The organism is Actinoplanes sp. NPDC021490, assembly GCF_055562135.1.
The window spans coordinates 159,516-178,019 of the sequence record NZ_JBVHFW010000003.1 but is presented as its reverse complement, the minus strand read 5'-3'; the positions used below and the strand labels follow the sequence as shown (position 1 = coordinate 178,019).

Annotated in this window: 19 protein-coding genes; 12 read left to right on the top strand and 7 right to left on the bottom strand. The window is 71.1% G+C overall.

Features of this window, described 5'->3' with window-relative positions:
• Position 1 precedes the first annotated feature (1 nt).
• Positions 2–817, bottom strand: coding sequence for an SAM-dependent methyltransferase (locus ACZ3I4_RS09110; protein WP_465381357.1), 816 nt, complete (start codon positions 815–817; stop codon positions 2–4).
• A 55-nt stretch (positions 818–872) separates the two neighbouring features.
• Between ACZ3I4_RS09110 and ACZ3I4_RS09105 the strand changes: the two genes are divergently transcribed.
• The 3 genes from ACZ3I4_RS09105 to ACZ3I4_RS09095 all read left to right on the top strand — a co-directional run bounded on the left by ACZ3I4_RS09105 (position 873) and on the right by ACZ3I4_RS09095 (position 3,474).
• Positions 873–1,337: an SAM-dependent methyltransferase gene (locus ACZ3I4_RS09105; RefSeq protein WP_465381356.1), complete on the top strand. Its 465-nt coding sequence runs from the start codon at positions 873–875 to the stop codon at positions 1,335–1,337.
• Positions 1,338–1,426: 89 nt separating this feature from the next.
• Positions 1,427–3,229, top strand: coding sequence for a trypsin-like serine peptidase (locus tag ACZ3I4_RS09100; RefSeq protein WP_465381355.1), 1,803 nt, complete (start codon positions 1,427–1,429; stop codon positions 3,227–3,229).
• Entirely contained in the window at positions 3,220–3,474 is a 255-nt protein-coding gene (locus ACZ3I4_RS09095; protein WP_465381354.1) for a carboxypeptidase-like regulatory domain-containing protein, read from the top strand. The genes ACZ3I4_RS09100 and ACZ3I4_RS09095 overlap by 10 nt, the downstream gene beginning before the upstream one ends.
• Here ACZ3I4_RS09095 and ACZ3I4_RS09090 read toward each other — a convergent pair.
• From ACZ3I4_RS09090 to ACZ3I4_RS09080, 3 genes are read right to left on the bottom strand one after another with little or no spacing between them, the layout of a single operon-like run.
• The gene (locus ACZ3I4_RS09090) at positions 3,471–4,328 is read right to left on the bottom strand and encodes a phosphatidylinositol-specific phospholipase C/glycerophosphodiester phosphodiesterase family protein (protein WP_465381353.1); all 858 of its coding nucleotides are present in this window, start codon (positions 4,326–4,328) and stop codon (positions 3,471–3,473) included. The genes ACZ3I4_RS09095 and ACZ3I4_RS09090 overlap by 4 nt on opposite strands.
• 42 nt (positions 4,329–4,370) lie before the next feature.
• On the bottom strand, positions 4,371–5,138 hold the full coding sequence (locus ACZ3I4_RS09085; protein ID WP_465381352.1) for an SAM-dependent methyltransferase: 768 nt from the start codon (positions 5,136–5,138) through the stop codon (positions 4,371–4,373).
• A 48-nt stretch (positions 5,139–5,186) separates the two neighbouring features.
• Positions 5,187–6,005 (bottom strand): helix-turn-helix transcriptional regulator, encoded by an 819-nt coding sequence (locus ACZ3I4_RS09080; protein ID WP_465381351.1) that lies wholly within the window; start codon positions 6,003–6,005, stop codon positions 5,187–5,189.
• A 109-nt stretch (positions 6,006–6,114) separates the two neighbouring features.
• On the opposite strand from ACZ3I4_RS09080, the gene ACZ3I4_RS09075 reads away from it, so the two are divergent.
• From ACZ3I4_RS09075 to ACZ3I4_RS09035, 9 genes are all read left to right on the top strand, one after another.
• Positions 6,115–6,825 (top strand): SDR family oxidoreductase, encoded by a 711-nt coding sequence (locus ACZ3I4_RS09075; RefSeq protein ID WP_465381350.1) that lies wholly within the window; start codon positions 6,115–6,117, stop codon positions 6,823–6,825.
• 469 nt (positions 6,826–7,294) lie between these two features.
• A complete protein-coding gene (locus ACZ3I4_RS09070; RefSeq protein WP_465381349.1) occupies positions 7,295–8,032 on the top strand; it encodes an ATP-binding protein in 738 nt (245 codons plus the stop codon).
• A gap of 158 nt (positions 8,033–8,190) precedes the next feature.
• A complete protein-coding gene (locus tag ACZ3I4_RS09065) occupies positions 8,191–8,361 on the top strand; it encodes a hypothetical protein (protein ID WP_465381348.1) in 171 nt (56 codons plus the stop codon).
• A gap of 1 nt (position 8,362) precedes the next feature.
• Positions 8,363–8,911: a P-loop nucleotide/nucleoside kinase family protein gene (locus ACZ3I4_RS09060; protein WP_465381347.1), complete on the top strand. Its 549-nt coding sequence runs from the start codon at positions 8,363–8,365 to the stop codon at positions 8,909–8,911.
• Positions 8,912–9,063: 152 nt separating this feature from the next.
• Positions 9,064–9,417, top strand: a complete 354-nt coding sequence (locus ACZ3I4_RS09055; protein ID WP_465381346.1) for a hypothetical protein — start codon at positions 9,064–9,066, stop codon at positions 9,415–9,417.
• Positions 9,417–11,006 carry a tetratricopeptide repeat protein gene (locus tag ACZ3I4_RS09050; protein ID WP_465381345.1) on the top strand — a complete coding sequence of 530 codons (1,590 nt, stop codon included), beginning with the start codon at positions 9,417–9,419 and terminating at the stop codon, positions 11,004–11,006. The genes ACZ3I4_RS09055 and ACZ3I4_RS09050 overlap by 1 nt, the downstream gene beginning before the upstream one ends.
• Positions 11,007–11,043: 37 nt before the next feature.
• The gene (locus tag ACZ3I4_RS09045) at positions 11,044–11,679 is read left to right on the top strand and encodes a TetR/AcrR family transcriptional regulator (protein ID WP_465381344.1); all 636 of its coding nucleotides are present in this window, start codon (positions 11,044–11,046) and stop codon (positions 11,677–11,679) included.
• A 26-nt stretch (positions 11,680–11,705) separates the two neighbouring features.
• A complete protein-coding gene (locus ACZ3I4_RS09040) occupies positions 11,706–14,057 on the top strand; it encodes an MMPL family transporter (RefSeq protein ID WP_465381343.1) in 2,352 nt (783 codons plus the stop codon).
• On the top strand, positions 14,054–14,950 hold the full coding sequence (locus ACZ3I4_RS09035; protein WP_465381342.1) for a DUF5996 family protein: 897 nt from the start codon (positions 14,054–14,056) through the stop codon (positions 14,948–14,950). The genes ACZ3I4_RS09040 and ACZ3I4_RS09035 overlap by 4 nt, the downstream gene beginning before the upstream one ends.
• Here the strand turns inward: ACZ3I4_RS09035 and ACZ3I4_RS09030 are convergent.
• From ACZ3I4_RS09030 to ACZ3I4_RS09020, 3 genes are all read right to left on the bottom strand, one after another.
• Positions 14,947–15,717, bottom strand: a complete 771-nt coding sequence (locus ACZ3I4_RS09030) for an SAM-dependent methyltransferase (protein WP_465381341.1) — start codon at positions 15,715–15,717, stop codon at positions 14,947–14,949. The genes ACZ3I4_RS09035 and ACZ3I4_RS09030 overlap by 4 nt on opposite strands.
• A gap of 117 nt (positions 15,718–15,834) precedes the next feature.
• On the bottom strand, positions 15,835–16,185 hold the full coding sequence (locus ACZ3I4_RS09025; protein WP_465381340.1) for a hypothetical protein: 351 nt from the start codon (positions 16,183–16,185) through the stop codon (positions 15,835–15,837).
• Between the two features lie 54 nt (positions 16,186–16,239).
• Entirely contained in the window at positions 16,240–18,501 is a 2,262-nt protein-coding gene (locus tag ACZ3I4_RS09020; protein WP_465381339.1) for a CHAT domain-containing protein, read from the bottom strand.
• Positions 18,502–18,504 lie beyond the last annotated feature (3 nt).

Genomic DNA, 18,504 nt, shown 5'->3' with positions numbered 1-18,504 from the left:
GTCAGGGCTTGCGGCCGACCGCCGTCCAGATGTTGATGTCGGAGCGCGCGGGAATGACCGCGCCGGGCTCGGGGCGCCACTCGCTGGCCGGCACCACCCCGGGCTCGACCAGCTCGAGACCGTCGAACAGGGCGGCGAACTCGTCCTTGGGGCGGGTCCACACGTCGGACTTGCCCTGCTCGATGATCTGCCGGTAGAGCGCCTGCTGCTCGGGCGTGCCGAAGTCGGACGTGGCGTGGGTGGCGACCAGGTAACTGCCCGAGGGCAGGGCGTCGAGCAGTTCGCGCACGATCGGCAGGGCGGCGCCGTCGCCGTGGATGAAGTGCAGGACCGCGATCAGCATCAGGCCGACCGGCTGGTCGAGGTCGAGGTTGTCGCGCAGCGTCGGATTGTCGAGGATCGCCCGCGGCGTGTTCAGATCGGCTTCGATGTACGCCGTCCGCCCCTGCGGGCTGCTGTTGAGCAGCGCCCGGGCGTGGACCATGACGAGCGGGTCGTTGTCGACGTAGACGATCCGCGCGTCGGGGATGATCCGCTGCGCGACCTCGTGGGTGTTGTTCGCGGTGGGCAGGCCGGTGCCGATGTCGAGGAACTGCCGGATGCCGGCCTCGGCGGCCAGGAAGCGCGTCGCCCGCTGCAGCTGGGCCCGGTTGGCCAGGGCGCCGTCACGGACCTTGGGAAACAGCTTTTCGAGCGCGTCACCCGAGGCCCGATCGGCGGCGAAGTGGTCCTTGCCGCCCAGCCAGTAGTTGTAGCGCCGGGCAGGATGCGGGACATTCGGGTCAAGTCCGGCCGGGGCGGTGCTGCTCTGATCCACAGCGGAACAATACAGCTGGTTCCGGGGCCCTGTCTCCTTGGTCCATAGTAGAGCGATGGACGAGCAGCCGCAGACGGCGCGCATCTGGAACTACTGGCTCGGCGGCACGGACAATTTCGCGGTCGACCGGGCGGTCGGCGATCAGATCCGGGCGGCATTTCCCGACATCGCCGACAACGCGCGGGCATCGCGGGCGTTCCTCGTGCGCGCCGTCAGCTTCGTGGCCGGTCAGGGCGTCCGGCAGTTCCTCGACGTGGGCACCGGCCTGCCCACGGCCGACAACACCCGCGAGGTCGCGCAGCGGATCATTCCGGAGGCGCGGATCGAGCATGGCGAGGCCGAGAAGATCTGGAACGAACAGGCCAACCCGCCGTACGTGCTGCGCGGCCACGCCCAGTTCGCGCGTTTCTTCGACGGGCTGACCCTGGTCGAACCGGGAGTGACCTCGGCCCCGCTGTGGCGCCCCGATCAGGTGACCCCCGAACGCCTCGACGTGGTGTGCGGAGTAGGGATCAAATAGGAAATTGTATTCGCGGCCTTATCGCTTTCCCGACGCGACGCTATTTGGTTCTTGGCCGCGGTGCTGTGATGACCCCCGAGGAGGTCGTCATGGCACCGACCATCATTTACGTACACGGAAACGGCAATAAGATCGCCGTCGATCGGCTGCGCTCGGAATGGGATCACGCGCTTTTCGGGCGGGATCTCGGCGCGGCCTCTCGGATGGCCTACTGGGCCCGGCTCCGCTATCCGAAACCGCTGGGGGAGGCGGCCGCGATCGAGGCCGAGCAGGCCCCGCAGATCGTCGACCCCGAGACGTTCGTCGCCGACGCGATGCGCGAGGCCCGCCAGGAGCCGGGCGCCGCGGCCGAGGCGGGCGGCGCCGATCAGCGGCTCGAGCAATGGCTGCGCCGGATGACGTACTACGCCGACGCGCTGGCCGAGGGGGAGAGCGCCGGGCCGGCCGAGGCGCTGCCGCTGCCCCGCAAGCTGCGCATCGCCGCGTTCCGCGCGCTGGTCAAGAACGCGTTCCACGACGTGTACGCGTACTTCTTCGGCGGACTGCGCGACCCCATGCGCAAGGTCGTCACCGACGCCCTGTCCGGGGTGGGCGGCCCGCTCGTGGTGGTCGGGCACAGCCTCGGTTCGATCATCGCGTACGAGGCGCTGCTCGAGGCGGGCGCGGCGGCCGACGTCAAGCTGTTCGTGACGGCGGGTTCGCCGCTCGGCGTCCTGGAAGTGCAGGACCTTCTGGCCCGGCCGTTGCGCGTGCCGGACGGCGTACGGGAATGGCGGAACGTGAACGACTCGGCCGATCTGGTCGCGCTCGACCATCGGATCCGTCCCGAATACGCACCACCGGGCAAATGCACGGACTTCATCGTGCGCAACAGCAGCGCCAACCACCACGGCATCGGTGAATATCTGGCCAGCGCGCCGATCCGCGACGCGATCCTGTCCCTCTTTCACGGAGAGGTGGCGCCGCTGCCGGTCACCGGGCTGCGCTCGGTCAGCAAGCCGGTCACTCCGATCGAGGCCGAGTCGGCCCCGGTGGCCGAGCCCGAGCGGCCGGCCGCCACGCCGGGCAGCACGGGCACCGGGACCGATGAGACGTCCCGGTCGGCCTACACGCTGATCGCCAAGGGCAAGAGCGGCCCGATCCGGCGCATGCTCAGCACCGAGTCGGTCATCGGCCCGGCCGACGAACGGGTCCGGATCTTCGACACCCACCTGACCCCGTGGCGGATGATCTGCTCGCTGCGGCTGACCGGCCCGAGCGGCGCCGGGGCGATCGGCACCGGCTGGTTCATCGGCCCCAGGACGGTGCTCACCGCCGGGCACTGCGTCTACAGCACCCAGTTCTTCGGCGGCTGGGCCAGCGAGATCTCGGTGATTCCCGGACGTAACGGACCGGGCGACTCCGCCATCACGACACCGTTCGGCCGGGTCAGCAGCACCCGCTTCTCGTCGATCGGCCAATGGATCGACAGCGAGGACGCCGACTACGACATCGGCTGCATCCACCTGGACCAGCCGCTGGGCGCCGACGTTGGCTGGTTCTCGCTGGCCGCGGTGCCGGCCGACGACCTGGCCGGCTTCCAGCTGAACATCTCCGGCTACCCCGGGGACCGCGGCGCGGGGCAGGAGCAGTACTTCGCCCGTAACCGGGTTCTGCGGGTCACCGAACGGCGGGTCTTCTATGAGGTCGACACGTTCGGCGGCCAGAGCGGCGCGCCGGTGTGGATCCAGGAGGACCAGGAATCGCCGCCCAAGGCGGTCGGCGTGCACGCCTACGGCACCGGCGGCACCCCGGCGGACTTCGGCATCACCGCGAACTCGGCCCCCCGGATCACCCCCGACGTGCTCGCGACGCTGACCCAGTGGGTGCAAGAGGACGGCGGATGGCCGTAGCGGGCGAATGGGCCGGGCGCGTCGTCGACGGTGACGACGCGCCCGTCGCCGGGGCCACGGTGGTCGTGGTCGAGGGCTCGGCCCCGATCCCGGAGCTCGCGCTGCTCAGCGACGCCGGCGGGCGGTTCCGGCTGCGGTTGCCGCCCGGCCGGTTCACGTTGCGCGCGCACGGCCCGGACGGCAGCGGGGAAGCTCGCGTCGACACCACCGGCGCCGAAGGCGAGATCCTCATCAGGCTCGGCTAAGCGGCCGCGGCGACCCGGTGCGGGCGGGCGCGCAAGAACGCCTCCAGCCCGGCCAGGTCGTCGGTGTTGATGTGGTCGACGCCGGCCGCCACCAGCTCGTGCCAGACCGCGTCGCGGGCCGGGCCGGGCACGTCGGGTGTCGCCCAGAAGCGCACCCGCTGACCGTTCGCGTGCGCGTCCCGGACGAACGCGCGCAGCTTCGCCCGTTCGGCGGCCGGGAACTCGCCCACACCCTGCCAGGTGAACAGGTTCGTCCAGTTGTCGCTGATCAGCGGGATGAACGACGCCGGGGCGCCAGAGCCGAGGTCGGCCGCGCGGCCGTCGTAGAACGCGTAGCGCCGGGTCTGGGCGGCCATCAGCTCGCGCGGCCGGTCACCGCTGACGACCACCGTGACGGCCCGATCGAAGACCCTTCCCCGGGCGTACGAGGAAAGCATGCTCCGGTATCGGCGGAGAACCCGGTCCAGCTCGGTGTAGGTGGCGGCGCCGGTGTTCTTGATGTCGACCAGCAGCTGCAGGGAGAGGTCGCTGCCCCGGTAGACGCGGCCGTGGTTGGCCCGCACCCGGCGTGCCAGCGGATCGAGGTAGAGGCTCTGCAGCGTGCGGCCCGGCACGACGTCCTCCGGGTCGTGCGCGACCAGCAGTTCGCCGCCGACCAGATAGATGTCGGCCTCGACGCTGGTGAAGCCGTGCGACAACGCGTCGATCAGGGGACGCTCGTGCTCGTAGTCGTTGTGGGCGTGCGCGCGGGCCAGCGGGCGCACCCCGTGGCGGCCGTCGGCGTGCGCGGCGGCCGGCGCGAGGACCAGCATCGCGCACAAGGCGGCGAAGAGGGCGAGGGCTCGTCGGGTCATACGCCCGACACTAGGACTGCATCGTGAAGTGTCAATGAGTTGTCAGCGGCGCCGGGCGATGACGCGGGTGAAGCCGAGGTGACGGCCGGTGTCGGCTCGCAGCATGGCCACTTCCCGGGGGACGAGCCGCAGGGCGGTGTCATTGTCGGTGTTCTCCAGGACGGCTTCGCTCCAGTCCAGCCAGTCGCGCCACCCGTCTTCCAGCAAGTCGGCGCGCACGTCGTCGACCACGCCGCTGCGGCTCCACAGCTGCTGCCACCAGGCCGGCGAGTGGAAGGCCCAGAAATCCGGTTCCCAGTGCGGCGTGAGGTGCTCGGGCAGTTCGCCGTCGAGTTCCGCGGTCAGCCCCGGCACCGCGATGCCGAGGTGGCCGCCGGGCGCCAGGAACCGGCCCAGATACGGCAGGTACAGCGCGTCGGTGCCGAAATAGTGGTAGGCGTCGACGCTGACGATGGCGTCGAAGTAGCCCTCGGCGAACGGCAGGTCATGGGCCTCGGCCCGCAGCGGCGTGACCAGCCGGGCCTGGCCCGCGGCGTCGATCCGACGCCAGTTCTCGGTGGGCTCGATCCAGAGATCGGCCGCGACGACCTGGACGCCGAACTCCTTCGCCAGAAAGATCGACGTGATGGCCCGGCCGCATCCGAGGTCGAGCACGCGGGCGCCGGGCGCGAGGCCGAGGTCGGCGCACAGCCATTCGAGCAGCCAGAGGGCACTCGGGCCCATCCAGTTGTCGACCATCCACTGGGGGTCGTAGCCGGCACTCCTCGGGAACCGCGGCCGGTCGAGCCGCTGCCTCAGATCATCGGTCATCGGCGCAGGATGGCACCCGTGGCCGGATACGTCGATCGATTTGGCGAGCTACGACTGTTCCGAGCGGGTGAGCATGCCGAGCAGGGCCACGGCGTCGGCGCTGGGTGAGGCGGGCTCGGGAAAATAGACCGCGAGTTCCTGACCGTCGGTTCCCCGTACGGAGAACGTCTGCACCCGCAACGTCAGCTCGCCGACCTCGGGGTGGCGGAACGTCTTGACGTCCAGGCTCTTGCCCCGCGCGTCGTGGCGGCGCCACAGGTCGGCGAACTCGGGGCTGCCCTCCAGCAGCTCGGCCAGCACGGCCCGGATGCGCGGATGGTCGGGCGCCTTGCCCAGCTGCATGCGGAACCCGGCCACCGAATTCGCGGCCACGGTCGGCCAGTCGGCGTAGAAGTCGCGCGCCCGGGGCTCGGTGAACATGGCCAGCATGAGATTGCGCGGCAGGCCGGCGAACAGCGCCTCACCGAGCACGTTCGCCGCCACGATGTCGTAGGCCCGGTTGTAGACCAGCGCGGGCGTGGCCGGCCAGGCATCCATCAGCTGCGCCAGCGCCGGGTCGACCCGATCCTTGCCGTACGCCGCCCGGGCCGTCGGGGCCAGCCCCGCGAGCCGGAACAGGTGGGCCCGTCCGTCGTCGTCGAGCCGCAGGGCCACCGCGAGCGTCTCGGCCACCTGGGCCGACGGGTTGCGCTCGCGGCCCTGCTCGAGCCGCACGTAATAGTCGACGCTGACCCCGGCCAGCTGCGCGACCTCTTCGCGGCGCAGCCCGGCCACCCGCCGATCGCCGTGATCGGGCAGGCCCACCTGCGAGGGCCGGACGGCGGCGCGGCGGCGGCGGAGGAAATCCCCGAGATCGGTGGTCGGCATGGGTCCACGGTAGGCCGGGGGCGGCGGATGTGCCTGGTCCTGTTGTGCCTACCCAGGGTGGTAGTGCTGCACCCTTCCAGCCCGCCGCCGGGTGCCGCAGGGTCGGAGCATGACCGACACGCAGAAGATCATCCTGGTGACCGGCGCGAGCAGCGGCATCGGCGCGGCCACCGCCCGGCGACTGGCCGCCGCGGGCCACGTCGTCGTGGCCGGCGCCCGCCGCCCGATCGAGCCGGCCGAGCGTCTGGAACCGGCCCGGCTCGACGTCACCGACCGCGACTCGATGACCGGTTTCGTGCGCGACGCCGCCGAGCGTCACGGCCGGGTCGACGTGCTTATCGCCAACGCCGGCGTCATGCCGCTGTCCCGGCTCGACGCGCTGCTGGTCGACGAGTGGGACCGCATGATCGACGTCAACGTGCGCGGCCTGCTGTACGGCATCGCCGCCGTCCTGCCGGTCTTCCGCCGCCAGGGTGCGGGCCACCTGATCACCACCGCCTCGGTCGGCGCGCACGAGGTCGTGCCCACGTCGGCGGTCTACTCGGGCACCAAGCACGCCGCGTGGGCGATCACCGAGGGCCTGCGCCAGGAGTCCGAACCGGGCATCCGGGTCACCACGATCACCCCGGGCGTCACCGAGTCCGAGCTGGCCGGACAGATCAGCGACCCGCACGCCCGCGACGCGATGGTCGAATACCGCCGCGACTCCATCCCGGCCGACGCCATCGCCCGCGCGATCCAGTTCGCCATCGACCAGCCCGCCGACGTCGACGTCAACGAAATCATCGTCCGCCCGTCCCGCCAGCGCCCGCCCGCCTGACGGCTCGGCTTTGGCTTGCGCCCGGCCGGCCAGCGTCCGCCGGCTTGACGGGCTTGGCTTTGGCTTGCGCCCGGCCGGCCAGCGTCCGCCGGCTTGACGGGCTTGGCTTTGGCTTGCGCTCGGCCGGCCAGCGTCCGCAGGCCAGACGGCTTTTGACTTTTGGGCGCAACCACTCACGCACGTCGCCGTGGTGGGTTTCGCGTTCTGGACGCGTAGCGGCCAGCGAAGCCCGCCGCGGCCCTCGGCGTGAGCAGCGATCCGTACCCCCCACCCCGCTACGACCTCTAGTTCTTGACTTACGATCCCTAAACGGACAAAATTCAGATAAATGTCACTATTGGTAGCGGTACTCTCCGCTCAATTGGGTGATAGGCGCGCGACCAGGGATTGCGCGCGACCGTCCGCCGGGCGTTACGTGAGGGGCGCTACGGACGGGGAGGTGCGAGCAAAGGCTGCCATGGTGAAAACAGTGATCGACCGGAATCTCGACACCGGGGTCACGACGGTACGCCTGGGTGGCGCGCTGTCGCCGGCCTCGGTGCCCGACGTGGGCCACGCCATCGCCAAGGTGGCCGCGGAGTGCCCGTCAGCCGTGATCGTCGACCTGTCGGAGTTCTGCCACGACGCCGATCCGTTGCTCAGCGTGTTCGCCACCATCACCTACGACGCCCAGCTCCACTGGGGAGTGCCGGTCCTGCTGTGCGGGGCGACTCCCGGCGTACGGGAGGGTCTCAGCGGTTTCCGCACCTACGTGGCGCTCTACGAGAGCAGTTCCCAGGCGATGCTGGCGGTGCACGCGAACGTGCCGCGCTGGGTGCGCCGGCATCTGCCGGCCCAGCCGAGCAGCGCGGCCGCGGCCCGCAACGTGGCCGGCGAGGCCTGCCTGACCTGGGGCCTGCCACACCTGCGGGGCCCGGCCCGGCTGGTGGCCAACGAGCTGGCGGCCAACGCGATCGTGCACACCGGGGCCGCCTTCGACCTGACCGTCGTCTCCACCGGGCGCTACCTGCGGATCGCGGTGCAGGACAGCACCCGGGCGATGCCCCGGCCGCCCGAGGAACCGGCGGCGACCAGCACGCTGATGCGGCCGGGCTCGGGCCGTGGCCTGCGCATCGTCGCCGCGGCCTCGACCCACTGGGGCGCCACCCCGCGCCCCGGCGGCAAGGTCGTGTGGGCGCTGATCCGCTCGGACGAGCCGCTATCCTGACCCGCATGGGTTGCTTCGCCTGCATGCAGATTCGCCCCGCCGCCTAGCGGCGGTCTGACGGTCGCCGCAACTGGCGCCGGGCGTACCGCCGGATCAGTGTCCTTCCGGCAGCCGTGACGCAGTGCTGCCGGATCCTCATCGTGATCCGGAGAGCATCCATGTCCCACCATCACCCTGTTGCCGTCTCCGAACACCTCGCCCTGTCGCTTGAGGCCCTGGGACCGGCCGGCCGCCACCGGCTGACCGGCCTGCGCCTGCTGCGCCTGGGTGACACCGCATCGGCGGTGCCGTACCTGACCCGGGCCGACGAGCTCGCCGGGGCGTGGTGACATGGGCCGCGCCGAACTGCTCCTGATGGTCGGGCTCCCCGGGGCGGGCAAGACCACCCGGGCCAGGGAGCTCGCCGCCGCGCGCCAAGCGCTGCGGTTCACCCCGGACGAATGGATGATCTCCCTGTACGACGGCGTGCAGCCCGACGGCCGCCGCGATCTGCTGGAGGGCCGGCTCCTCACGGTCGCCGGGCACGCGCTGCGGCTGGGCACCAGCGTCGTGCTCGACTTCGGCCTCTGGTCCCGCGACGAACGCTCGGCGCTGCGCTGGCTGGCGGCCTCGTGCGGAGCCTCCTGCGAGGTGGTCTATCTGCCCGTCGGCCGGACGGTCCAACGGGCCCGGATCGCCCACCGCCAGGCCACCGAACCGCACACCACGTTCCCGATGAGCGAAGCCGACCTCGACCTGTGGGACGGGCAGTTCGAGGCGCCGGACGCCGCCGAGCTGCGCGCCGGTTCACCCCTGCCGGAGCCACCACCGGGCTGGCCCGGCTGGCCCGAGTGGGCGGTCACCCGCTGGCCTACCCTCGACCTGACCCCATTTTGCTGACTCCGGCGTTGCCCGATCGGCAACAGACGAGGTCACGGAGTCGGATCACAGACGCTCGCTCGCCCACCCGGATCGTCGGTGGGAGCATCGGCGTCGTTGGTAGCTCAAGAGTTTCCGGAGCCTCCGGGCTCCGCAATCCGATGGAGCCTGTCATGGCCGCTGAGAGCACCGCGAAACGTCGCTCGGTCACCTTGACCGTTCTCATCTTCTTCGGCATGGCGCTGGTCGTCGCCGGATTGGTTCTGACCATCCTCGGCATCAGTGACGACGCCGCGCTCGAGGCGTCGATCGGCCCAGTTGATATCAAGGCCACCGGCGCTGGGCTGGCGGTCATGGCGGTGGGCGCGGTTCTGTCCGGCGGTGTCGCCATGAACCTCCCTGAGGGCGTCGAAACCTTCGGTCCGGCGCCTTTGTCCTTTTCGGAGCGGCTTCGCCGGCTCGGGCTGCCGATGTTGCTTCTGGCACTGGTCTCCCTGATCTTCCTCATCGTGATCGCAGTGCGGTGATGGAGTGGAGCGAGACGGACGCCGTCGAGGTCTTCGGCAACGATCCGGAAGGGAGCTACCTCGATGCGGTGCGCGATCCGGTCACCGGCCAATACCTCATGTACGCCCGCCCGTCCGGCAGCGGCGGTAGTGATGACTTCTACGCTCTGAAGGCAATCGTGGACGGCGTCGGGAAGGACCGCGCTCCGGCGGCACCCGTCTTTGCCATCGTCGACACCGGATTCGTGCACGGTCATCCCTCCCTCCGCGAACGGATTCTCGACGAGGTCGACTTCACCGGTGAGGGAACCGAGGATCTGCACGGGCACGGCTCGATGATGGCGCTCATGGCGGTGCAAGGTCTCGACGTCGCCGACTCGCGCCTGATCAATGTCAAGGTGGCGGACAAGAAGGGGCGCGGTGCTCCGGAGAATCTGATCCGGGGCATGGATTGGCTGCTCGCCTACCAGCAGAGCCATCCGGAGCTGAGAATCCTCGCCAGCATCAGTGCCGGGGTGTATCGACGTCGGGCGTTGGGTCTGCTCAGCTGCGACGGTTCGTGCGACGTGTGTTCGGCCGCCCTTCGCCTGGCCGCGGTGAACGTCATGGTCGGGGTGGCGTGGGGACGCAAGCCCAGGCAGGCGGCATGTCCGGCTTTGGCGGGCATCCGTCACCCTCAGTCCGGCATTGTGGCGACGACCCTGGTGGGCCTCGGTGGAACAGACTCCGGCGCGATTGTGGTCGATCCGATCGACCTGGCACGACCTCAGCCGCCTCGACCCCCGCTGACCATGTCGGCGATCGCGGGGTCAGCCGGTGATCGTTTCGCGCTTGACCTGGCGCGCGACCTGCTCGACCGCGACGACCAGCCGCAGGCCGAAAAAGTGTTCCGCAACGTCGCCGGGCACGGTGTGTCCGCCGAGGCCCGAGCCGAGGCGGTGGCTGGGCTCGGTGTCCTCCTCGCGGCCCAGGGCCGTGGTGCTGAAGCGGAACCGCTTCTGCGCGAGTGCGTGGAGGGCCAGTACGCGCAAGTTGGCGCCTGGCGAGGGCAATGTCTCTACACCCTCGGACGGCTGTGCCGCGATCGGGACCGGCCGGCCGCCCTCGACCTCATGCGCCAGTCGATTGCCGCCGGTGATCCGCAAGCCACGCAAACGGCGTCCAATTTTCTGGCCGTCGAGTTGTTGTCCGACGGAGAGTTCGAAGCGGCGTTGCCGTATCTCCTGGCGGCGGTCGAGGGACCGGACCCCGAGGTGGCTACCTCGGCCCGTTTTCATCTGGCCGGCGTTGATCGCAAGTTAGGGCGACGGGCCGAGGCGTACGACAACTATCGATCGGTCGCCGGGTCCGAATCGTCTCGACGGCACCAGGCTCATCTGAGCCTGGGCAGCATGCTTGCCGAGGAAGGGCAGCTGCAGGAGGCCGCCGCGATGTTACATCGCGCTACCGAGGGTGACGACGTCGACGTCGCCGCCTTCGCGGAGCTCGGTCTCGGCGACATCGCGGCTGCACTTCACGACCCGGCTCTGGCCGCTGCGTTCTGGACGAGGGCTGTGGTTCGCAATGTGGAGCCGGCGTCCGGCCTGGCTCGCCAGAGGATGGGCCACTGATTTGCACTCCGTGCAACGGTGCATTTAGTGTAAATACGTGGTGGTCAATACCGAGTCGCCGGATCGGCGGGCTGCTCTCAAGGCCCGGCACCGGCGGGCGATCCTCGACGCGGCCAAGGGGCTGATCGAGCAGGGCGGCGCGGCGCGGTTCAGTGTGGATCAGCTGGCCGAGCGGGCCGACGTGTCGCGGCGCACGATCTTCAACCACTTTGTCTCGATCGACGACGTGGTGACGACGGCGTGCACCGAGGTGCTGGGGGCCGTGATCGAGACCTTTCGCCGGCAGGTCAGCGCGAGCGCCGTCGAGGCGGGCGGGCGGGCCGAGATGTTCGAGACCGTGGCCGCGGCCCTGCGGGCGACCGACGTGCCGAGCACCATCGCCTTCCTGTGGCGGGCGCTCGGCGGGTTCAGCGCCGACGATCCGCGGCCCCAGCAGATCTTTCAGGCGACCTTTTCCCGTACGACGGCGGATCTGGCCCGGGAACTGGCCGGGCGCCACGCCGACCGCGATCCGCTCGAGGCCGAACTGCTGGTCAGCTCGCTGATGCACGGCACCGAGGTGATCGCCCACCACTGGATAGCCGACACCGGCGCCGGCACCGGCCGGCAGGCCCGCGCACACTGGCAGAAACTGCTCGACCGTTTGATCGACCATATCCGTACCGGTTACTGACGTCCCTCCTCGAGAGAACCGGATCAATGGCTGAACTGCTGTACCGACTGGGACGCTTCTGCGCCCGCCGCGCCTGGACCGTGGTGCTGACCTGGGTCGCCGTCCTGGCCCTGTCCGTCACCGGCTACCTGGCCTTCGGCGGCGCGCTGTCGTCGCAGGTCACCATTCCGGGCACGGCCACCGAGGAGGTCTCGGGCAAGCTGGCCGAGCGGTTCCCGAGCGCGAGCGGCGGCAACGGCGCGATCGTGTTCCACACCGCCGACGGGTCGGCGTTCACGGACACCCAGCGTACGGAAATCGGAAAGCTCCTCGAGAGCACGGCCGATCTGGACGGCGTGGCCGCCACCACCAACCCGTTCAGCACCGAGCAGCAGCTGGCGGATCGGGCCGCCGAGATCACCGCCGGGCGGCAGAAGCTGGAAGCCGGCCGGGCCCAGGTCGAGCAGCTGCCCGCGGCCCAGCGCGAGGTGGCCGAGCAGCAGCTCGAGGCGCAGAGCACCACCCTGGACCAGTCGCAGCAGCTGATCGACATGTCGGCCCGGATCCGTACGGTGTCGGAGGACGGCACCGCCGCGGTCGCGCAGGTCATCTTCACCGAGGCCCGGCTCGACGTCACCCCGGAGACCAAGCACAGCGTCGTCGACCACGTCGGCGCGGGCGTGCCGGCCGGGGTCGAGGCCGACTTCTCCAACGACATCACCCAGGGTGTTCCCGAGATCCTCGGCGTGGGCGAGGTCGCCGGTGTGGTCATCGCCGCGATCACCCTCATGATCATGCTGGGGGCGGTGCTCGCCGCGGCCCTGCCGATCGTCACCGCCCTGGTCGGCGTGGGGATCGGCGTCACCGCGTCGCTCGCGCTGAGCGGCGTCGTCGAGATGCTCTCGATCACGCCCGTGCTGGGGGTCATGCTCGGCCTGGCGGTCGGCATCGACTACTGCCTGTTCATCCTCAACCGGCACCGCCGCCAGTTGCTCGGCGGTGTCGAGCTGCACGAGTCGATCGGGCTGGCCAACGGCACGTCGGGCAACGCGGTGGTCTTCGCCGGCTCGACCGTGCTGGTCGCCCTGCTCGCGCTGAACGTCACCGGCATCGGCTTCCTCGGCATGATGGGCACGGTCGGCGCGATCTGTGTCGCCGTCTCGGTGATGCTGGCCGTCAGCCTCACCCCGGCCCTGCTGTCGCTGCTCGGCCCGCGGATCCTGCGCCGCAAGGCCCGCGCGGCCATCGGGCGGGCCCACCACGGCCAGGTTCCGAACAAGCCGATGAGCACCGGCCGCGCGGTGCTGACCGTGATCGGCGGGCTGGCCGTGCTGCTCGCGATCGCCGTGCCCGCCCTGTCGATGCGCCTCGGCCTGCCCGACGGCAGCTCCGAGGCCGAGGACTCCACGCAGTACCAGGCGTACAAGGTGATCGAGGACAAGTTCGGCGCGGGCGTCAACGGGCCGCTGCTGGTCGTGGCCGACGTGCCGCAGCCGGTCACCGAGCAGGCCGCCTCGGTGGCCGAGCAGGTGCGCATCGCCGACCGGCTGCTCGCGCTGGACGACGTGGTCGCGGTCGCGCCGATCGGGCAGTCCGAGGACAAGACCCTGTTCGCGTTCCAGGTCATCCCGGCCGACGGCCCGTCCAGTTCGTCCACCGAGCAGCTCGTCCGCGACCTGCGCGAGCTTTCGCCGCTGCCCACCGACGTGCGGCTCGGCGTGGCCGGCAGCGCCAGCGGCAACATCGACATCTCCGAGCAGCTGGCCGACGCGCTGCCCGGCTATCTCGGGCTGGTGCTGGGCCTGTCGCTGCTCATCCTGATCTTCGTGTTCCGCTCGATTCTGGTGCCGCTGACCGCGACCCTCGGGTTCATCCTGTCGCTGTTCGCCACGTTCGGCGGCCTCACCGCGATCTTCCAGTGGGGCTGGGTCGGCGGGGTCTTCGGCGTGCACGACCCCAACCCGGTGCTCAGCTTCCTGCCCACGATCCTGATCGGCATCCTGTTCGGGCTGGCCATGGACTACCAGCTGTTCCTGGTGTCGGGCATGCGCGAGGCGTACGCCCACGGCGCCCCGGCCCGGCTGGCGGTGCGTCAGGGTGTGCGCGCCGGGCGTACGGTCGTGATCGCCGCCGCCATCATCATGATCTCGGTGTTCGGCGGCTTCATCTTCTCCAACACCGCGATCATCCGGTCGCTCGGTTTCGGGCTGTCCTTCGGCGTGCTGACCGACGCGTTCCTCGTACGCATGCTGCTGATCCCGGCCGTCATGCACCTGCTCGGCCGGTCGGCCTGGTGGATCCCGCGCTGGCTCGACCGTCTGCTGCCCAACGTCGACGTCGAGGGCGCGGCCCTGGAACGCAACCATCCCGTGGCCGCGCCTGGCACTCTTGACCGGTGAGCAACTCGACTTGGCCACGGCTTCTCGTGGCGGACTGGACCGATACCCGCGACACGCTGCACATGTGGACGCAGATCGTCGGCAAGGTACGGATGGCCTACGCGCCGCCGGTCAACCACTGGTGGCACGTCACGCTCTATCCGAGCGCGCGCGGGCTGAGCACGTCGGCGGTCCCGTACGAGGGCGGGGTGTTCGACATCGAGTTCGACTTCCTCGATCACCGGCTGCGGGTGCGCACCAGCGACGGCCGCGCCGGTGAGGTGACGCTGGAAGCCAAGACGGTGGCCGCCTTCTATGCCGAGACGATGAAGACGCTGGCCTCGCTGGGTATCGAGCCGACCATCCACGCGGTGCCCAACGAGGTCGAGTCGGCGATCCCCTTCGCCGAGGACCAGACCCATTGCTCGTACGACGGTCAGGCCGCGCAGCTGTTCTGGCGGCAACTGCTGCAGGCCCAGCGGGTGTTCGAGCGTTTCCGGTCCGAGTTCGTCGGCAAGGCCAGTCCGGTCCACTTCTTCTGGGGCGCGATGGACCTGGCCTACACCCGCTTCTCCGGCCGGCAGGCCCCGACGCACCCCGGCGGCGCCCCCAACTGCCCGCCGTGGGTGATGCAGGAGGGCTATTCCCACGAGCTGGCCAGCTTCGGCTTCTGGCCCGGCGGGGGTGCGGAGGGTGCGTTCTACGCGTACGCCTATCCGGAGCCCCCCGGCTATGCCGAGCGCAACGCGGCCTTCTACGACGAGGCCCTGCGCGAGTGCGTGCTGCCCTACGAGACCGTCGCCGGTTCCGACGACCCCGACGCGACCCTGCTGACGTTCCTGCGCTCGACCTACCTGGCCGCCGCCGACCTGGCCGACTGGGACCGCCCGGCGCTGGAAGCCGTCTCGCCTTAGTTCTTGCGGGCGATCCCGGCGTACATGGAGACCTCGGCGGGGTCGGGGCGCGGTGGCGGCTCGGTGTCGTCGCGCCACCGGGGGAGGGGTACGACGCCCGGCGGCAGCGTGTCGAGGCCGTCGAAGAACTGGCTGACCTCGTCGCGGGAACGCAGCCGGCCCGCACCGTGGCGGCCGGACGTGATCGACGCGACGACCTCGGGCGGCAGCCAGTCCCCCGAGGCGTGCGAGAGGGCCACGTAACTGCCGGGCGGCAAGGCCTCGGCGAAAGTGCGGACCAGCGCGTACGGGTCCTGGTCGTCGGTGATGAAATGCAGCACGGCCAGCAGCATCAGGCCGATCGGCCGGTCGAAATCGAGCGTGCGGCGGGCCTCGGCGATGATCGTGGCGGGGTCCCGCAGGTCGGCGTCCACGTAGGAGGTGGCGCCGGTCAGCAGCGCCCGGGCGTGGGCCAGCACGAGCGGGTCGTTGTCGACGTAGACGACCCGCGAGCCGGGCGCGACCTGCTGAGCGACCTCGTGCGTGTTGCCGGCCGTGGGCAGCCCGGTGCCGATGTCGAGAAACTGGCGTACGCCCTCGGACCCGGCCAGATAGGTGACCGCCCGGCGCAGGAACCGCCGGTTTTCCACCACGGCCGTGCGGATGCCGGGGAACTGGGCGGCGATCGCGTCCCCGGACTCCCGGTCGGCGGCGAAGTTGTCCTTGCCACCGAGCCAGTAGTCGTAGCGGCGGGCCGGATGCGGCACGCTCGTATCGAAGGCGCTCATTCGCGGATCTTACGCCCGGCCCGCCACCCGCCGGCCGGTGCACTTTGCGGCCTTCGGGGCCAGGGCGTGTTTCGTGGCTGGTCCCGACCTGCGCCGGGCTCAGCCACGAAACACGCCCTAATCCGGAGTGACCAGGCCCTGCAGGCCGACCACGATGGCGATCAGGCCGAAGATCGCGAGCAGCAGGGCGGGCGGCGCCGTGCGTCTGGTCAGCCGGTCCCAGAGCAGCGCCACGCCGACGAGGATGCCGACCACCTCGAAGTGGAAGACGCGCGGCCCGTCGAACAGGTGCACGAGCAGGTAGTAGCCGCCCGCGACGAGTGCCACCACGCCGACGATCCACCCGAACGGCGCCACCCGGTCGGCGCCCCGGCCGAGGGCGTCCCCGGCCCGCGGCACCCGCCGCAGCAGTGAGATCGCCAGCAGGAACCCGCCGACGATGTTGGCTAGGTCGAGAAGCAAGGCCATGATCACGGCGCTCGATATACCCGGGAGCGCTCCCACGGGAAACCTGGCCCGGTTCTACCGCCCGAAGTGAATCAGCCCGGCCCAGTCGGTGATCGGACGGTCCAGCGAGGCCAGCTGGGCCTTGCGCAGCGCGTCGGCGGGACGCTCGCCGGCCGCGATGCGTTCGTGGAAGAGCACCATCAGCTCGGACGTCGCCCGGTCGGGCAGGCCCCACTGGGCCGCGACGACCGAGCCGGCGCCCGCGGCCAGAAAGGTGGCGGCCAGGCTGAACGCCTCGTCCCAGCCCCGCCCGGAGACCGCGCTGCGGCAGGCGGCCAGGACGACCAGGCCGGGGCGCCGGCCGTTGCGGGTCGCGGTGGCCAGGCGGTCGGCGCTGAGCCGCTCGCCGCCGTCCAGCAGCAGGTAGGCCTGGTCGTCCCGGACGCCGCCGTGGCAGGCCAGATGCAGCACCCCGCCGGTCTCGGCGTCCTCGGCCAGCCACGCCTCGACCTCGGTGGCGCTGCCGGTGCCGTCGGCGGTGTCCGCGGGGCGGCCGATGTAGCGGGCCCGCGGGAAGAAGCGGTCGTGGACGGTGTGCGCTTCGACCCGGGCGGCGGGCAGGTCGGGAGCGGCGCCGCCGGTGTCGGGGTCACCGACGATCAGCGCCGGGCCGCCCGTCCCGGCCCCGGCCGTGGCCGCCCGGCACAGCATCCGGGCCGAGGGGGCGTACGAGATGGTGGCGCGCTCGATCGCGTACGTCCCCGCCGATCGGGCGGCATGCCAGGCCACGGTGCCGAGTTCACCCATCGGGATGAGCACCAGCCGCGGCTCCCGGCCGCCGACCGGCCCGGCCAGCTCGTCGAGCAGCGGCCCGATCGCCGCGTTCCAGGCCCACGCGCCGTCGTCGTTGATCTGCTGCGGCTCCAGGTCGCGCTCGGCCGCGGTCGCGATCGCGGGCCGGGGCGGATCGGTCAGGCCCGGCAGCTCGAGGATCGTGGCCGGGCCGTCGGCCGGGACGATGACCGCGCATCCGGCCTGGTCGTCCTCGGGGACCAGGTAGACCAGCGCGTCGCTCTGCAGGGCGATCAGCGCCGCCCGGATCTCGTCGCCGGTCGGTGGGTCGAGCAGGCGGCGCGGTTCGACCAGCCGCTCGAAGACCGCGTGGCGCAGCGCGGCCGGCTTGGCCTCGAGCCCGGCGGGCAGCGCGGCCCACTGCCCGGCCAGGTCGTCGAGGCCCGCCGCGGCCAGCTGTTCCGGCACGTCCCGGGTCTCGGTCGTCGCGTGCAGGATCAGCGCACGGCCCGCCTCCAGCGCCGCGGCCGCGCCCTCGGCATCACCGTCGACGGCGTGCCAGCCGGCGACCTCGAGCGCGTCGTCGGCCGCCCACGTCACGACGGCGGCCGCGGCCGCGGTGTGCGCCTGCATCAGCACCTGCCACATGTGCCCGCGCAACCCGTCGGCCCCGACCACCTGGGCCTCGGCATCGCGCCCGGTCATCCGGTAGGCCAGCCCCAGCCGCAGGCAGATCATCGCCCAGTGCGGGTGCCCCGGCCAGCCGGCCAGGTCGCGCGCCTGCTCCAGCAGCGCGATCCCCTCGTCCGCGTCCCGCAGCGCGCCGGACATCGGGCGCACCGACATCCGGGTGATCATCCGGGACACCCCGCTCGGCGCCTGGCTGGTCGCCCAGGCCCGGTTGAGCAGGGCGTCGGCCAGTATCAGCAGGTAGTACGGTCGCTGCGGGTCTCCCTCGGCGGCATGCATGGCGGCCATCCGCAAGTCGCGGATTGAGACCCAGTCCAGCGCGGGGTTGCCGTGGCCCGAGCCGATCAGCCCGATCAACGCGAACAGGTACGCCTTGTTGATCGGCGAGAGATCCATCCGTGCGGCGTCGCGGCGCAGCTTGTTGACCACCTTGGGCGCCACCGCCTCCCCGGCCGTGAGCAGCCGCAAAGCCTGCTGGACGGGGGCCGGCAACGAGCCTCCGACCTCGGGTGGTGCGGCGAACCGGCCCCCGCGCGGCCGGGTGACGTTGCGCGCCATGAACTCGGCCATCCCGATGAGCGAGTCGAGCTCGTCCCGCAGCGGCGAGTCCGCGGGCAGCCGGGCCCGCAGTTCGGCCAGCCGGCCCGGATAGGCGGTCAGCGCGGCCACGTCCCGATGCTGATAGCCGGTCAGGAGTTCGGCCACCGCCCGCAGGGCCGCGGTCTCGTCCTCGCCGATGTGGGGGGCCAGCTCGTCGACCGCCCGGCTCAGATCGTCGGCGCCGGCCCCGGGGTGGCCCTGGGCCAGCGCCGTCATCACCCGCTGAAGCTCGGCCGCGGCCTCCTCGACATTCACACC

Bases quoted from the DNA above. Each gene is read 5' to 3' on its own strand.
- ACZ3I4_RS09105 (WP_465381356.1), top strand. From the start codon at position 873: ATGGACGAGCAGCCGCAGACGGCGCGCATCTGGAACTACTGGCTCGGC.
- ACZ3I4_RS09100 (WP_465381355.1), top strand. From the start codon at position 1,427: ATGGCACCGACCATCATTTACGTACACGGAAACGGCAATAAGATCGCC.
- ACZ3I4_RS09095 (WP_465381354.1), top strand. From the start codon at position 3,220: ATGGCCGTAGCGGGCGAATGGGCCGGGCGCGTCGTCGACGGTGACGAC.
- ACZ3I4_RS09090 (WP_465381353.1), bottom strand. From the start codon at position 4,328: ATGACCCGACGAGCCCTCGCCCTCTTCGCCGCCTTGTGCGCGATGCTG.
- ACZ3I4_RS09085 (WP_465381352.1), bottom strand. From the start codon at position 5,138: ATGACCGATGATCTGAGGCAGCGGCTCGACCGGCCGCGGTTCCCGAGG.
- ACZ3I4_RS09080 (WP_465381351.1), bottom strand. From the start codon at position 6,005: ATGCCGACCACCGATCTCGGGGATTTCCTCCGCCGCCGCCGCGCCGCC.
- ACZ3I4_RS09075 (WP_465381350.1), top strand. From the start codon at position 6,115: ATGACCGACACGCAGAAGATCATCCTGGTGACCGGCGCGAGCAGCGGC.
- ACZ3I4_RS09065 (WP_465381348.1), top strand. From the start codon at position 8,191: ATGTCCCACCATCACCCTGTTGCCGTCTCCGAACACCTCGCCCTGTCG.
- ACZ3I4_RS09060 (WP_465381347.1), top strand. From the start codon at position 8,363: ATGGGCCGCGCCGAACTGCTCCTGATGGTCGGGCTCCCCGGGGCGGGC.
- ACZ3I4_RS09055 (WP_465381346.1), top strand. From the start codon at position 9,064: ATGGCCGCTGAGAGCACCGCGAAACGTCGCTCGGTCACCTTGACCGTT.
- ACZ3I4_RS09050 (WP_465381345.1), top strand. From the start codon at position 9,417: ATGGAGTGGAGCGAGACGGACGCCGTCGAGGTCTTCGGCAACGATCCG.
- ACZ3I4_RS09040 (WP_465381343.1), top strand. From the start codon at position 11,706: ATGGCTGAACTGCTGTACCGACTGGGACGCTTCTGCGCCCGCCGCGCC.
- ACZ3I4_RS09030 (WP_465381341.1), bottom strand. From the start codon at position 15,717: ATGAGCGCCTTCGATACGAGCGTGCCGCATCCGGCCCGCCGCTACGAC.
- ACZ3I4_RS09025 (WP_465381340.1), bottom strand. From the start codon at position 16,185: ATGGCCTTGCTTCTCGACCTAGCCAACATCGTCGGCGGGTTCCTGCTG.